This window comes from Rhodococcus baikonurensis, assembly GCF_040489275.1.
Classification (GTDB): Bacteria; Actinomycetota; Actinomycetes; order Mycobacteriales; family Mycobacteriaceae; genus Rhodococcus_F; species Rhodococcus_F baikonurensis.
Genome location: NZ_JBEUOQ010000002.1, coordinates 372,145 through 384,945, shown reverse-complemented (window position 1 = coordinate 384,945; position 12,801 = coordinate 372,145). Strand labels below are relative to the sequence as shown.

Sequence of the window (12,801 nt, the reverse complement as noted above, 5' to 3'; positions counted from 1 at the left end):
CGGTCCCGGGCGCGGAGTTACCTGTCAGACCACAATAGCGTCAGAGCTTGTACACGCGCTCCGCTGTCGCCGTGGACGCTGCGGCCAGCGCCTGTGGATCCTCGCCGCGGATGTCCGCGAGTGCGCGCACCGTGTACGGCAGGCAGTACGACTCGTTGGGGGCGCCGCGGAACGGGTGCGGCGTCAAGAACGGCGCGTCCGTCTCGACGATCAGCTGATCCGAGGGCACCAACAGCGCGGCCTCACGCAGCGCCTTCGCATTCTTGAAACTCACGGTCCCCGAGAAACTCAACACGTAGCCAGCGTCGATGCATGCACGGGCCATCTCCGAATCGGAGGAGAAGCAGTGGAAGACCACGGTCTCCGGCGCGCCTTCCTCGTGCAGCACCCGTAGCAAATCCTGATCGGCTTCGCGATTGTGAATCATCAGCGTCTTTCCGAGACGCTTCGCCAGATCGATGTGCCACCGGAAACCGTCGACCTGCTCCTCGATGGTGGCACACCCCTCGAGCTTGCCGGGCCAGTAGAGGTCGAGCCCCGTCTCCCCCACGGCAACGACTCGTGGATCGGCCGCCAACCGCTCGATCTCGGCTCGCGTGCCGGCATCGAGAACGTTTGCCCTGGTCGGATGGATTGCGACGGCTGCGTAGACTCTCGAATCCCAATGAGCCGCTTCAACTGCAAATCGCGCGGCATCAAGGTCGTCGGCCACCGTGACGACTCGTCCGACGCCGACGGCCTCGGCTCGATCGACTATTTCGGCCACGGTCACAGCGTCGTGCGCACCACACGCGTCGAGGTGCGTATGGGCGTCGATCAGAGGCGACAAGGGCTCAGGGGCATCGGGGGCGGGACGGTCTTTGCTCACGCCCGATAGAGTAAGCGCACCATGACTGTGCCTGCCTCACCCTCCCAGACCCCGCGCCCGGACTCCGCCGCCCAGGAAGGCGCGGAACGACCGCCGTTCTACATCACGACAGCGATCGCGTATCCCAACGGCGCTCCGCACATCGGCCACGCGTACGAGTACATCTCCTCGGACGCGCTCGCCCGCTTCAAGCGGTTGGACGGACATGAAGTGTTCTTCATGACCGGCACCGACGAGCACGGTCTGAAGATGCAGCAGACAGCGATCAAAGAGGGCATCGACGTCCGCGAACTCGCGGCTCGGAACTCCGACGTGTTCCAGAACCTCGACAAGGTCCTGAACATCTCGTACGACCGGTTCATCCGCACCACCGACGCGGATCATCAGGTGGCCAGCAAGGCGATCTGGGAGAAGATGGCCGCATCGGGCGACATCTACCTCGACACGTACTCGGGGTGGTACTCGGTTCGTGACGAGGCTTTCTACACCGAAGCCGAGACCACACTGCTGGAGGACGGCACACGTCAGTCCACCGAGACCGGCACGCCCGTGGAGTGGACCGAGGAGTCGAACTACACCTTCCGACTCTCGGCATACGAGGACCGTCTCCTCGCGCTGTACGAAGAGCACCCCGAGTTCATCGCCCCCACGACGCGCCGCAACGAGATCGTCAGCTTCGTCAAGGGCGGCCTCAAGGACCTGTCGATCTCACGCACCACGTTCGACTGGGGCGTCGAGGTTCCCGGCGACTCCGACCACGTCATGTACGTCTGGGTCGACGCGCTCACCAACTACCTGACCGGCGTGGGTTACCCGAACGTCGACTCGGCGGAGTTCGAGAAGTTCTGGCCCGCGAGCCTGCACATCATCGGCAAGGACATCACGCGGTTCCACACCGTGTACTGGCCGGCGTTCCTCATGTCTGCCGGCATCGAACTACCGGAGCGGGTCTTCGTCCACGGGTTCTTGTACAACAAGGGCGAGAAGATGTCGAAGTCCGTCGGCAACGTCGTCGACCCCATCGCGATGGTCGATCAGTACGGCCTCGACGCGGTCCGTTTCTTCCTGCTCCGCGAGATTTCGTACGGCCAGGACGGCAGCTACAGCCACGAAGCAATCGTGACACGTATGAACGCAGACCTGTCCAATGAACTGGGCAACCTCGCGCAGCGTTCACTGACGATGGTCGCGAAGAACTGCGATGCCCAGGTCCCCACCCCCGGCGAGTTCACCGAGGACGACCTGGCGATGCTGGCGTCGGCGGACGCCTTGCTTGCCAAGTGCCGCAGCGAGTTCGACGTGCAGGCTCTGCACCTCGCGTTGGAAGCCATCTGGGGCGTTCTCGGCGAGACCAACCGGTACTTCTCCAAGCAGGAACCGTGGGTTCTGCGCAAGACCGATCCCGCACGCATGGCGACGGTTCTGTACGTGACGCTCGAAGTGGTCCGCATTGTCGGGCTTCTCGTTCAGCCGGTGATGCCCGACGCTGCGTCGCGAATCCTCGATCTGCTCGGCCAGAGCGAAGAGAACCGTCAGTTCGCCGACATTGCGGTTCGCATCGACGCGAACCGGAAACTACCTGCTCCGGCGCCAGTTTTTCCCCGCTTCGTCGAAGAATGAGCTAGGCGAGAGTGCCGCACGTGGGGTCCGAGATATCCGGTTACAGGCGGATGTGTCGGACCCCACGTGCACACTCCAGCCATGACGACGAATAGAACATACATTCGAACCAGCGCTTCGGCGCAGACACTGCCATGGAACGGAGCACGGGTGTCCACTCAGGAGGTCAGCCCTCAATCCGTTTCCGCGGCGCGAGATCTCGTTTCCGAACTGTCCGCGGCGTACGACCGCGGATGGCAGCCGGCGGATCTGATTCATCTGGCGCGCCGAAGCAAAGACGCGTCCGACGCCGATCTCGCCGCCACCACCATCCTGTTCGACGCGAAAGCGTCGCGCGCCTCCGATCGCGCACCGCTCGAATGGGTGGGGCAGTTGCAGACGATCGGCGAGCAGTATCCGAAGTCTCGGCACATCGCTTCTCGAATCACCGTGGACGACCACGTTTTTCGCTCCCTCGCGGCCGGCCTCTTGTTCCAGGATCCATACTTCCTCGTTTCGCAGATCGTCGACGTCGCGCGATCGTGGATGCGCCTGCCTCAGTGGACGGTATTGCTCGCGCCACCGTCCATCTGGCCGTCGCAACGCACCGACACCAGCTATGCCGGCGTCGGTGATACCGAGGTCGACGCCAAGGTACTCAAGCGAATTCGTGGGCTGCTCGCCAAAGCGGAAGCCACCAACTTCGCCGAAGAAGCCGAGATTTTCACCGCGAAGGCACAGGAGTTGATGACTCGATACGCGATCGATTCCGCGCTGCTCCACAGTCGCGCCGGGGTCACCGACACGTCCGTGAATGCCCGACGCATTCACATCGAGAACCCGTACGTGAAGGAAAAAGTTCACCTCCTGACCGAGATCGGTGAATCGAATCGAGTCAGGACGGTCTGGTTCAGCGACATCGCACTCGCGACCGTCGTCGGCACTCCGGTCGACCTTCAGCAAGTCGACATGCTGTTCACTTCCCTGCTCGTACAGGCAACCCGTGCAATGCAATTCGCCGACTCGAGCAATCGGGGTGGCTCACGCACCACCTCGTTCCGAAAGGGCTTCCTCTCCGGATTCGCCAGCCGAATCGGACACCGCCTACGCGACGCCGGCACCAAGGCCACCGCCGAAGCGGCCGACGCGGCGTCGATGGACGTCGCGGACCTTCTGCCGATTCTCGCCACCACATCCGAGGCTGTCGACGCCGAGTTCGATCGATTGTTCCCGACAACCCGCAAGACTCGCGGACGGTCCGTCGACGCCGAAGGCTGGCATGCCGGCCAAGCCGCGGCCGACGACGCCAACCTGCGTCCCGGTGCCCCTGCAGTGCACCGCTCCCGCTAGTCCTTTCGAGAGGCCAGGACCGTCTCGTACAACTCACGCTTGGAGACGCCGGCCGTTGCGACCAGAGCACACGCGTCCTTCAAGCGCGCTCCCCCCTCGACCAACCGTTCCACCTCGTCGACAAGATCGGCAGGATCAGATGCCACCAACACGGCGCCTTCGAGCACCACCGTGATCTCGCCGCGAACACCCTCGGCCGCCCAGGCAGCTAACTCTCCGAGAGTGCCGCGCTTCACTTCCTCGTAGGTCTTGGTCAATTCCCGGCACACGGCCGCGCGGCGATTCGGTCCGAGGACGTCCACCGCGTCTGCAAGGCAATCGGCAAGGCGATGGGGTGCTTCGAAAAAGACGCATGCTCGCTGCTCTGTTGCCAAGGCAGAGAGCCACGTCTTGCGCTGCCCCTGCTTACGCGGCGGGAACCCGTCGAAGCAGAACCGTTCCACGGGCAAGCCCGAGAGCGCGAGCGCCGTCGTCACCGCCGACGGACCAGGGAGGCACGTTATCGCGAGGTTCTCGGCTACGCACGCGGCAACAAGGCGATACCCGGGATCACTGACCGACGGCATGCCTGCATCCGTGACCAGCAGGACGGTCTTGCCCTCGGCCACATCTGCGACCAGCGCGGGCAGCCGCGAAATCTCGACCTGATCGTAGAAACTGACGATCTTCCCGGTGATGGTGACGTCGAGCGCGGACGCCAGAGACTTGGTGCGTCGTGTGTCCTCCGCAGCGACGACGTCGGCGGTTGCGAGAGCAGACCGAAGACGCGGGGATGCGTCACCGACATCTCCCATGGGTGTTGCGGCGAGTACCAAACGACCAGTCATACCTGACAGCCTACGATTGCCAGGTGACTGTGCAGACGGACGAGCGGCCAACGCCCGCCACGAGCGATCGGGTAGTGCGTAGTCCCGGCCCGCTGGTACCGGATCCTGATTTCGGCCCGACAGACAGATTGCGCGGCTGGATCGTCACCGCTTTCATCACCGCCGTCGCAGCGATCACCCGCTTCACGATGCTCGCCTACCCGACCGACGCCGGCACACCGGTCTTCGACGAGAAGCACTACGTTCCGCAGGGTTGGCAGGTCCTCACCGGCGGCGGCATCGAAGACAATCCCGGTTACGGGTTGGTGGTCCACCCGCCGATCGGCAAGCAGATGATCGCGATCGGCGAAGCACTCTTCGGTTACAACGGTTGGGGGTGGCGCTTCTCGTCGGCCCTGGTCGGAACGCTGATGGTCTTGCTGATCATCCGCATCGTGCGCCGCATGACGCGGTCGACGCTCATCGGCGCCATTGCCGGAATCCTGCTCATCGTGGACGGCGTCACCTTCGTCTCCTCACGCCTCGGGATGCTCGACATCTTTCTGGCATTCTTCGTCCTTGCGGCGCTCGGATGCCTGGTGGTCGATCGCGACCAAGTCCGCGAACGAATGGCGAAGGTGTACGACGAGGGCCGCATCGGCGATTCCGCCTGGGGTCCACGGCTGGGTTTCCGGTGGTGGAGGTTCGGCGCCGGCATTCTGCTCGGCCTGGCCTGCGGAACCAAGTGGTCCGGCATGTACTTCATTCTCTTCTTCGGGTTGCTCAGTGTTGCCTTCGACCTGTCGGCGCGCCGCGCATACCGTGTTCAGCGCCCCTGGGTCGGCACCGCCGTTCGCGACATCGGTCCAGCTCTGTATGCGCTGGTGATCATTCCGCTGGGTGTGTACCTCGCGAGCTACTGGGCCTGGTTCACCAGCGAGACCGGCGTCGACCGTCATGCCGTCGGCAACGAGATCGGTGAGGGCGGTACGTGGAGTTTCATCCCGTCTGCGCTGCGCTCACTCTGGTACTACAGCGGAAATGTTCTGCAGTTCCATGCCGGTCTGACCAACTCCGCCGGAAACCACCACCCGTGGGAGTCGAAACCGTGGACGTGGCCGATGGGGCTACGACCGATGCTCTATTACTATGCCGACGGCGAGCAGGTCACCGGTTGCGGGGCCGCCAGCTGCGTCAAGGCAGTCATGCTGATCGGCACACCGGCAATGTGGTGGCTGGCGCTACCGATGTTGGCGTGGGCGATCTGGCAGACGTTCGTGCGCCGTGACTGGCGATACGCAGTGGTCCTGACGGGTTACGGCGCCGCTTACCTTCCGTGGTTCGCGACGCTCGACCGCCAGATGTACTACTTCTACGCCGTTGCGCTCGCCCCGTTCATGGTCATGGGATTCGCGCTGGTCCTCGGCGACGTTCTGGGCAAGGCGAGCGCGTCCGTCGAGCGTCGTACCACCGGACTTCTTGCAGTCAGTCTGTACATCGGTCTGGTCGTAGCCAACTTCGTCTACCTCTGGCCGATACTCACAGCCATGCCGATCACGCCCGAATCGTGGCAGAACCATTTGTGGTTGCCGAGCTGGAAATAGGGGGACAAACGAAGGAGGCACCGAACCGGGTTCGGTGCCTCCTTCGTTTCACGATTACTCCGCCGGTTTGCCGACGCGGCGCCCCCGCCGCGGGCGTAAGAGGGCACGTTTCTGTTCCTTCGCCGCAACGATGATCGGGTCGTGCGAAAGATCCTTGTACAGCGAGAAGCACAGGCCGATCATGACCAGCACGAACGGCGCCGCCGCGATGATCGTCATCGTCTGCAAGCCGTCGAGCGCTTCGGAACCACCGGTCCAGAGCAGAAGTGCTGCGACGCCACCGGTCAACATGCCCCAGAAGACCACGACCCAGCGACTCGGTTCGAGCGTTCCGCGTTGTGAGAGCGTCCCCATCACCATCGACGCAGCGTCGGCGCCGGAGACGAAGAATACCGCGACGAGCAGCATGACCAGGACGGTCGTGACACCGGCAAGCGGCAGATTGTCGAGCATGCCGAACAGTTGAGCCTCTTCCGAGCCTCGGCCGGACAAGCCGATTCCGTCGCGTTCCTCGCCGATACCCGCGCCTCCGAAGATCGCGAACCAGAGCAAGCTGACAGTCGTGGGAACGGCGATGACGCCGACGATGAACTGGCGGATCGTGCGGCCGCGGCTGATGCGCGCCAGGAACATGCCGACGAACGGCGTCCAGGACACCCACCATGCCCAGTAGAAGATCGTCCACGACGAAAGCCACGCGCCCGTTTCAGGATTCGACGATGCACCCGTGCGAGCGGACATCTGGGCAAGGTCGGAAACGTAAGCACCGATGGTCGTCGGGAGCAGATTGAGAATCAGCACGGTCGGCCCGAGAACGAACACGAACAGGGCCAAGATCAGCGCGAGCACCATGTTGATGTTGGACAACCACTGAATTCCCTTGGCCACACCGGAAACTGCCGACGCGACGAACGCCAGGGTCAGTACCGCAACGATGGCCACGAGCAGGAATACACCGGCTTCTTCCATCCAGCCGACTACCTCGAAACCGGAGCCGATCTGAAGTGCGCCGAGCCCCAAAGATGCTGCGGTACCGAAAAGTGTGGCAAAGATCGCCAGGATGTCGATGACCTTGCCGATCGGCCCTTCGGCTTTGCGACCGAGCAAGGGGATGAAGGCCGAACTGAACAGTTGCTTGCGTCCTCGGCGATACGACCCGTACGCAATGGCAAGGCCCACAACGGCATACATCGCCCAAGGATGAAGACCCCAGTGAAACATGGTGGTGGCCATGGCAGTTCCGACGCCACCGTCGGTGCCGGGAGGCGGAGTCACGTAGTGCGCCAGCGGTTCCGCGACACCGAAGAACATCAGGCCGATACCCATGCCGGCGCTGAACATCATGGCGATCCAGCTGACGGTGCGGAACTCGGGCTTCTCGCCGTCTTTGCCCAGCGGAATGTCGCCGAATCGACTGACGGCAAGGTAGATGGAGAACAGCACGAAGGCCGAAGCCGCAAGCACGAAGAGCCAGCCGATGTTGGTCACCAGCCAGTTGAGAACACTTCCGGTTACCGAATCGAGGTTGTCGGGAGCTACGAGACCCCATACGACGATTGCCGACACGGCTGCAGCCGCGACGGAAAACACCACGTAGTCGGTCCGAACGCCTACCCGAGTAAAGCCCGTCTCCGGGCGCTCTTCGTTGGCCCCGGAATCTTGTTCGGATCGATCAGATTTCGTCACCATAGATGACTACGTTCGTCACTTTGTGGGCCAAAAGCAAGCCGGAAGGCGGGCTCAACGTCCGTTGAGCCCGCCTTCTCACCCCAATCAAGCTGGGGTTTTAACCCAACCGTTGCCCTTGCCGATCAATCCGTCGATACTGATGCGTCCTGCGCCCATCACGGCGATCAAGAGCGATCCGACACCGAGTGCGACGACGAGTTCGTAGCCGCCGTTGTCGATGAAGACACCCTTGTCCGCGTGCACGATGAAGAACGCGCCGACCATGTCGAGGAACAGCAGGGCTCCGACGAGCGGGGTCAGCAGACCTGCGATGAGCAGGATGCCGCCGCCGAGTTCGATCGATGCCGCCAGAACTGCCGAAATCTTGGGGAGCGGGGCGCCCATCCCTTCGAATGCAGCCTGCGTTCCAGCGATCTTGTAGGTGAAGAACTTCTGCCAACCGTGGGCGATGAAGATGATCCCGAGGCCGACACGGGCGATGAGGAGTCCGAGGTCACGAGCAATCGACGAATTCATGAGCCAAGACTGACAGCTTTAAGTTGAAGCGTCAACTTAATCATTGTGTCACGCACCTCTCAATGCCGACTCCACCATGGCGACGATCTCACTGTCGGAGTACCCGAGCGAGCGCACGTTATGCGCGAACGCGGTCGCCGCCTGTTCTGCCTGCGCCTGCACCGGATCAGTCCCCGAAGCGATGAATGTCCCTTGCTTGCCTCGTGTCTCGATGACGCCCTGATCGCTGAGCGCGCGATAAGCCTTCGCGACGGTATTTGCCGCCAATCCCAGCTCCGACGCCAACGCACGCACCGTCGGAATCTTGGTTCCCGCGATCAACCCACCGCCGTGCACCTGCTCGATAATCTGTTGCCGCAGTTGGTCGTACGGAGCTGTGGAGGAATCGTGGTCGATCGCGATCTTCATCGTCACCCTCGTCGTATCTTCTCGGTCACAGGCCCTCGATCGCTTCGCGGATCGTATGCGGGCCGGAGGTCAGAACCAATATCTTGCCGACACTGGACGGGGCATCGGTGAGCGCTTCGACCACCGCGGCGACATCGGCACGAGGCACCGAGCCTCGATCGACGGGCGGCTCGGCCAGAAGGACTTCACCGGTGGGATCGTCGTCCGTCAGAAGCCCTGGCCGAAGAATCGTCCAGTCCAGCGAAGTCCTAGTCTTGAGATCTTCCTCCGCTGCAGTCTTCGCTCGTAGATAGGCGGCAAAAACCTCGTCGGTGTTCTCTGGTATTTCGTCACCAGCACCCATGGCGCTGATCTGGATGAACCGACGCACTCCGGCTTTCTCGGCAGCATCGGCCAACAGCACCGCCGCGGCCCGGTCGACGGAGTCCTTGCGCTCGATCGAGCTACCAGGTCCGGCACCTGCGGCGAAGACCGCGACGTCGGCACCGTCGAGTACCTTCGCAACTTCCTCGACCGTGGACGATTCCAGATCGATCACCACGGGGAACGCGCCGAGTGTGCGGACGGCACCCTCGTGCGCGGAATTACGGATCAGCGCTACCGGCCGATCACCGTGCCCTGCCAGCAAGTACGTCAGGTGCTGCGCAATCTTGCCGTGCCCACCGGCAATGACCACGCGTCGTTCGTCCACACTGCGATGTTCCGTCATCGTTTTCTCCTCACAAATCGGTACTTCAAGTGCAGCGCGCCGGAGGTGTCCGTTGTTCCCCTGTTTGTCCCACGAGTTCGGACTCAGAGGCAGAATGACGGACATGGCATCTGCAACCATCTTCCACAATCAACGGTGCAACACCTCGCGAACTGTTCTCGGGCTCATCCGGGACGCGGGCATCGAACCCACCATTGTGAAGTACCTCGATACTCCGCCTACCCGATCCGAGCTGGAAAAACTCCTCGCCGACGCCGGCCTCGAGCCCAGCCAAGCGGTTCGCAAGCGCGAAACGCAGTACAAGGAACTCGGACTCGCCGATGCTTCCGAATCCGAAATCCTCGACGCGATGATCGAGCACCCGATTCTGATCGAACGCCCGTTCGTGGTCACGGACAAGGGCACCGTGCTCGCGCGTCCGGCAGCCAAGGTGGAAGAAATTCTCTGACAGCGTCGACGGCTTACAGCGGATCGCGGGCGATCGGGCAGGACATACACCGAGGTCCACCACGGCCGGACCCCAGTTCCGAACCCGCGATTCGCAAGACCTCGATACCCGAGGCCTCGAGCCTGGCATTCGTTTCGACGTTGCGCTCGTAAGCAACCACGACGCCAGGTTCGACGGCCAACGTGTTGTTCCCGTCGTCCCACTGCTCACGCTCGGCCGTCACCGTGTCGAGTCCGGTGTCGATCACACGAAGTTTTCCGATTCCCATGGCGTCGGCTGCCGCTTCGAGGAACGGCGTGGCCCCGCGAATACTCACCCCGTCGTCTTCCTTGCGCAGGGTGAACGCCGACAACGTGTCCTGGATGGCCGGATACATGACGACTGCGTCGGCCTCGACCATGGTGCAGACCGTGTCGAGATGCATCGACGCTCGGCGTTGTTCGATCGGAACGACCAGCACCGTATGGGCGAGACCATCGTCGAACACGCTACGCGCCAACGCTTCTGCTCCAGCGGGCGACGTCCGTTCACCGACACCGATTGCGATCACCCCTGATGCGAGAAGCAGCACGTCGCCTCCCTCGACCGGAGCCGTGTGCGACTCGTACGCGCGGCGCACGCCCTTGAATCGAGGGTGATGCGCGTACACGAGATCCGTGATCGAGGATTCGCGAGCTCGCGCCGACAACGCCAAGGACGTGATGATCACCCGTGGTCCCACCCAAAACGACGAGTCTCGCGTGAAGAGCAGATTGGGCAGGGGGTCGATCACGAAGTCACCGCCGTGATGCATCCTGCGTACCAACGAGGTCGAGTCGGCATCGATCGGCAGCTCGTCGAACGTCATTCCCGCGGTGAGGATCGACGACAACTCCTTCGGCTCCACCTTTCGCAGGTACGCAGCCAGGTGTTGCCCGAGCGCGTGCCCGATCTTGCGTGCGTCGACGGCGGCCGCGATCCCCTGGATCCGCGCAGCGCCGCTGACCTCGAGCGCTTCGGTGAGGAGATCGGACAACAGCAGGACCTCGACGCCGCGCTCACGAAGGACGGTCGCGAACTGATCGTGTTCTTCCTGCGCACGGTCCACCCACGGCAACGCGTCGAAAAGCAACTCGTCGTTGTTGCGTGGGGTCAACCGTTTCAGCTCGTCGCCAGGACGATGAAGAATGACCGATCGCAATCGGCCCACCTCGGAATCGACACCGAGGGGGACGGAGCCAGAAGCGTTCATGACTGAACACTAATCCCGTGGGCCCCACCCAGCAGGGAGGAGCAGCTGCCGTACCGGCCCGCGTAACGTCTTGTCCGACGCAGGCGAGAGGACCACCAAATGGGCAGTACGGATCAGGCGGCGCTGAGCGGCGCCGGAATCGACCGGTTCACCGGACGCTGGGTCGGCGCTGGAGCCGGACATTTCCCCACGATCGACGACTTCGAATATTCCGAGGAGATCGAGTTCGCTCCGACTCCGAAACCGTTCGTCACCTACTCGTCGCGCACTCGTGGGCTCCCCGACGGCCGACCGCTTCACATGGAATCGGGTTACCTACGCCCGACACCGGGTGGCGAGCTCGAACTGCTCGTCAGTCAACCCACCGGATTTGTCGAGATCCATCGCGGAACCGTCGACTCCGAAGGCACTCTCGCCTTGACCCGTCACACGCTCGCAGCATCACCCGACGCCAAACCGGTCCACGACGTCCGGCGGGTCATGCGGGTCCAGGGCGACACGCTGACGTACGACTTGTGGATGGCGCACGGTGACACCCCGCTGACGCATCACCTCCACGCCACCCTTCACCGGGCCACGGACCGGTAGTCGCCATGGAGATGCCTTCGTGGAAAGCCAAGGAATTGACTCCCGGTCAGCTCTCCGAGCGCAGCGGTGTCGCCGTCTCGGCCCTGCATTTCTACGAACGGGAAGGCCTCATCGTCAGTCGCCGGACCAGCGGTAACCAGCGTCGATACCAACGAGACACGCTTCGACGCGTCGCCTTCATCAGAATCTCGCAGCGCGTCGGGATTCCGTTGTCGGAAATCCGGGAAGCCCTCGGCACACTTCCTGAGGGCCGCACCCCGAACCGTGCAGATTGGGAGAGGTTGTCGACCGGATGGCGGCGCCACCTCGATCTCCGTATCGAGCAACTGGAACGTCTGCGAGACAACCTCACCGGTTGCATCGGCTGCGGGTGTCTCTCACTGGAGGGGTGCTCACTGGCCAACCCTCACGATCAACTCGCGGCCGCCGGCCCCGGTGCGCGCGTGCTGGAGGTCGATTTCGGCGCCGATTCAGGCGAGAAATGACTCGACGGCATCTCGATCGCGCCCCAGCAAGTCCTCAACGGTCTTCTTCAGCAACTTCTCGATCTGACCACCGATAATCGGCATCTTCACTTCGGCCGTTCCGTCGACGGCCAGTCGCGTGCGGGACTCGGCGGCTGTGAGGTCGAGCGTCGTCTCGATTCGTATCGGCAGTCCGTGCGCGATTCCGGTGACCGACCCAGCTGCCTTCCCGTCAGACAGGGGTCCCCAGTGGTCGACCCGTGTCAGACCGAGTCGACTCGGCGCAACCTTGGCGACCAGGCTCGGGAGGGACGCGGAGTCGATTTCCTCGGACACCGATACTTGAATCGACCCGTCTGCAACGTCGATGTCCGAGGTGGCATAGAGGTCTCCAAGTCGGACTTCCCAATAACGCGGGTCCGTCAGAGTTCGATGAACGTCGTCGATGGGATATTTGAATTCGATATCGAAGTGAAAACTCTTCGGCATGACTTTGGTCCCTATTCGACTAGATAAAAGTC

14 protein-coding genes are annotated in these 12,801 nt (G+C 62.8%); 6 read left to right on the top strand and 8 right to left on the bottom strand.

What is annotated here, in order from left to right; genetic code table 11:
• Positions 1-40: 40 nt before the first annotated feature.
• On the bottom strand, positions 41-868 hold the full coding sequence (locus tag ABWI03_RS06045; protein ID WP_095971040.1) for a TatD family hydrolase: 828 nt from the start codon (positions 866-868) through the stop codon (positions 41-43).
• Between the two features lie 21 nt (positions 869-889).
• Here ABWI03_RS06045 and metG point away from each other — a divergent pair, with 21 nt between their 5' ends.
• Positions 890-2,488 carry a methionine--tRNA ligase gene (gene metG, locus ABWI03_RS06040; protein WP_095971041.1) on the top strand — a complete coding sequence of 533 codons (1,599 nt, stop codon included), beginning with the start codon at positions 890-892 and terminating at the stop codon, positions 2,486-2,488.
• An 81-nt stretch (positions 2,489-2,569) separates the two neighbouring features.
• Positions 2,570-3,817, top strand: coding sequence for a DUF2786 domain-containing protein (locus ABWI03_RS06035; protein ID WP_298777676.1), 1,248 nt, complete (start codon positions 2,570-2,572; stop codon positions 3,815-3,817).
• Here the strand turns inward: ABWI03_RS06035 and rsmI are convergent.
• Positions 3,814-4,644, bottom strand: coding sequence for a 16S rRNA (cytidine(1402)-2'-O)-methyltransferase (gene rsmI / locus ABWI03_RS06030; protein WP_095971043.1), 831 nt, complete (start codon positions 4,642-4,644; stop codon positions 3,814-3,816). The genes ABWI03_RS06035 and rsmI overlap by 4 nt on opposite strands.
• A 74-nt stretch (positions 4,645-4,718) precedes the next feature.
• On the opposite strand from rsmI, the gene ABWI03_RS06025 reads away from it, so the two are divergent.
• On the top strand, positions 4,719-6,227 hold the full coding sequence (locus ABWI03_RS06025) for a dolichyl-phosphate-mannose--protein mannosyltransferase (RefSeq protein WP_378375547.1): 1,509 nt from the start codon (positions 4,719-4,721) through the stop codon (positions 6,225-6,227).
• A gap of 54 nt (positions 6,228-6,281) precedes the next feature.
• On the opposite strand, the gene ABWI03_RS06020 is transcribed toward ABWI03_RS06025, so the two are convergent.
• From ABWI03_RS06020 to ABWI03_RS06005, 4 genes are all read right to left on the bottom strand, one after another.
• A complete protein-coding gene (locus ABWI03_RS06020; protein ID WP_095971045.1) occupies positions 6,282-7,916 on the bottom strand; it encodes a BCCT family transporter in 1,635 nt (544 codons plus the stop codon).
• Positions 7,917-8,000: 84 nt separating this feature from the next.
• A complete protein-coding gene (locus tag ABWI03_RS06015) occupies positions 8,001-8,432 on the bottom strand; it encodes a DoxX family protein (protein WP_095971046.1) in 432 nt (143 codons plus the stop codon).
• A gap of 48 nt (positions 8,433-8,480) precedes the next feature.
• Entirely contained in the window at positions 8,481-8,840 is a 360-nt protein-coding gene (locus tag ABWI03_RS06010; RefSeq protein WP_095971283.1) for a GntR family transcriptional regulator, read from the bottom strand.
• A gap of 25 nt (positions 8,841-8,865) precedes the next feature.
• Positions 8,866-9,549 carry an SDR family oxidoreductase gene (locus ABWI03_RS06005; RefSeq protein WP_298777671.1) on the bottom strand — a complete coding sequence of 228 codons (684 nt, stop codon included), beginning with the start codon at positions 9,547-9,549 and terminating at the stop codon, positions 8,866-8,868.
• Positions 9,550-9,643: 94 nt separating this feature from the next.
• Between ABWI03_RS06005 and arsC the strand changes: the two genes are divergently transcribed.
• Positions 9,644-9,997, top strand: a complete 354-nt coding sequence (arsC, locus tag ABWI03_RS06000) for an arsenate reductase (glutaredoxin) (protein ID WP_003946209.1) — start codon at positions 9,644-9,646, stop codon at positions 9,995-9,997.
• A gap of 13 nt (positions 9,998-10,010) precedes the next feature.
• On the opposite strand, the gene arcA is transcribed toward arsC, so the two are convergent.
• Positions 10,011-11,228, bottom strand: a complete 1,218-nt coding sequence (gene arcA / locus ABWI03_RS05995; RefSeq protein WP_095971047.1) for an arginine deiminase — start codon at positions 11,226-11,228, stop codon at positions 10,011-10,013.
• Positions 11,229-11,327: 99 nt separating this feature from the next.
• Between arcA and ABWI03_RS05990 the strand changes: the two genes are divergently transcribed.
• Complete coding sequence (locus tag ABWI03_RS05990) at positions 11,328-11,816, top strand: heme-binding beta-barrel domain-containing protein (protein ID WP_095971048.1); 489 nt, start codon at positions 11,328-11,330, stop codon at positions 11,814-11,816.
• Positions 11,817-11,821: 5 nt separating this feature from the next.
• Positions 11,822-12,301, top strand: coding sequence for a redox-sensitive transcriptional activator SoxR (gene soxR / locus ABWI03_RS05985; protein WP_095971049.1), 480 nt, complete (start codon positions 11,822-11,824; stop codon positions 12,299-12,301).
• Here soxR and ABWI03_RS05980 read toward each other — a convergent pair.
• Positions 12,287-12,769 carry a DUF2505 domain-containing protein gene (locus ABWI03_RS05980; RefSeq protein ID WP_095971050.1) on the bottom strand — a complete coding sequence of 161 codons (483 nt, stop codon included), beginning with the start codon at positions 12,767-12,769 and terminating at the stop codon, positions 12,287-12,289. The two genes, soxR and ABWI03_RS05980, sit on opposite strands and share 15 nt — an antisense overlap.
• Positions 12,770-12,801: the final 32 nt, after the last annotated feature.

What these genes read in the sequence shown, in the direction of transcription:
- ABWI03_RS06035 (WP_298777676.1), top strand. Translation starts at nt 2,570, where the DNA reads ATGACGACGAATAGAACATACATTCGAACCAGCGCTTCGGCGCAGACA.
- ABWI03_RS06005 (WP_298777671.1), bottom strand. Translation starts at nt 9,549, where the DNA reads ATGACGGAACATCGCAGTGTGGACGAACGACGCGTGGTCATTGCCGGT.
- rsmI (WP_095971043.1), bottom strand. Translation starts at nt 4,644, where the DNA reads ATGACTGGTCGTTTGGTACTCGCCGCAACACCCATGGGAGATGTCGGT.
- arsC (WP_003946209.1), top strand. Translation starts at nt 9,644, where the DNA reads ATGACGGACATGGCATCTGCAACCATCTTCCACAATCAACGGTGCAAC.
- ABWI03_RS06010 (WP_095971283.1), bottom strand. Translation starts at nt 8,840, where the DNA reads ATGAAGATCGCGATCGACCACGATTCCTCCACAGCTCCGTACGACCAA.
- ABWI03_RS05990 (WP_095971048.1), top strand. Translation starts at nt 11,328, where the DNA reads ATGGGCAGTACGGATCAGGCGGCGCTGAGCGGCGCCGGAATCGACCGG.
- arcA (WP_095971047.1), bottom strand. Translation starts at nt 11,228, where the DNA reads ATGAACGCTTCTGGCTCCGTCCCCCTCGGTGTCGATTCCGAGGTGGGC.
- ABWI03_RS06015 (WP_095971046.1), bottom strand. Translation starts at nt 8,432, where the DNA reads ATGAATTCGTCGATTGCTCGTGACCTCGGACTCCTCATCGCCCGTGTC.
- soxR (WP_095971049.1), top strand. Translation starts at nt 11,822, where the DNA reads ATGGAGATGCCTTCGTGGAAAGCCAAGGAATTGACTCCCGGTCAGCTC.
- metG (WP_095971041.1), top strand. Translation starts at nt 890, where the DNA reads ATGACTGTGCCTGCCTCACCCTCCCAGACCCCGCGCCCGGACTCCGCC.
- ABWI03_RS05980 (WP_095971050.1), bottom strand. Translation starts at nt 12,769, where the DNA reads ATGCCGAAGAGTTTTCACTTCGATATCGAATTCAAATATCCCATCGAC.
- ABWI03_RS06020 (WP_095971045.1), bottom strand. Translation starts at nt 7,916, where the DNA reads ATGGTGACGAAATCTGATCGATCCGAACAAGATTCCGGGGCCAACGAA.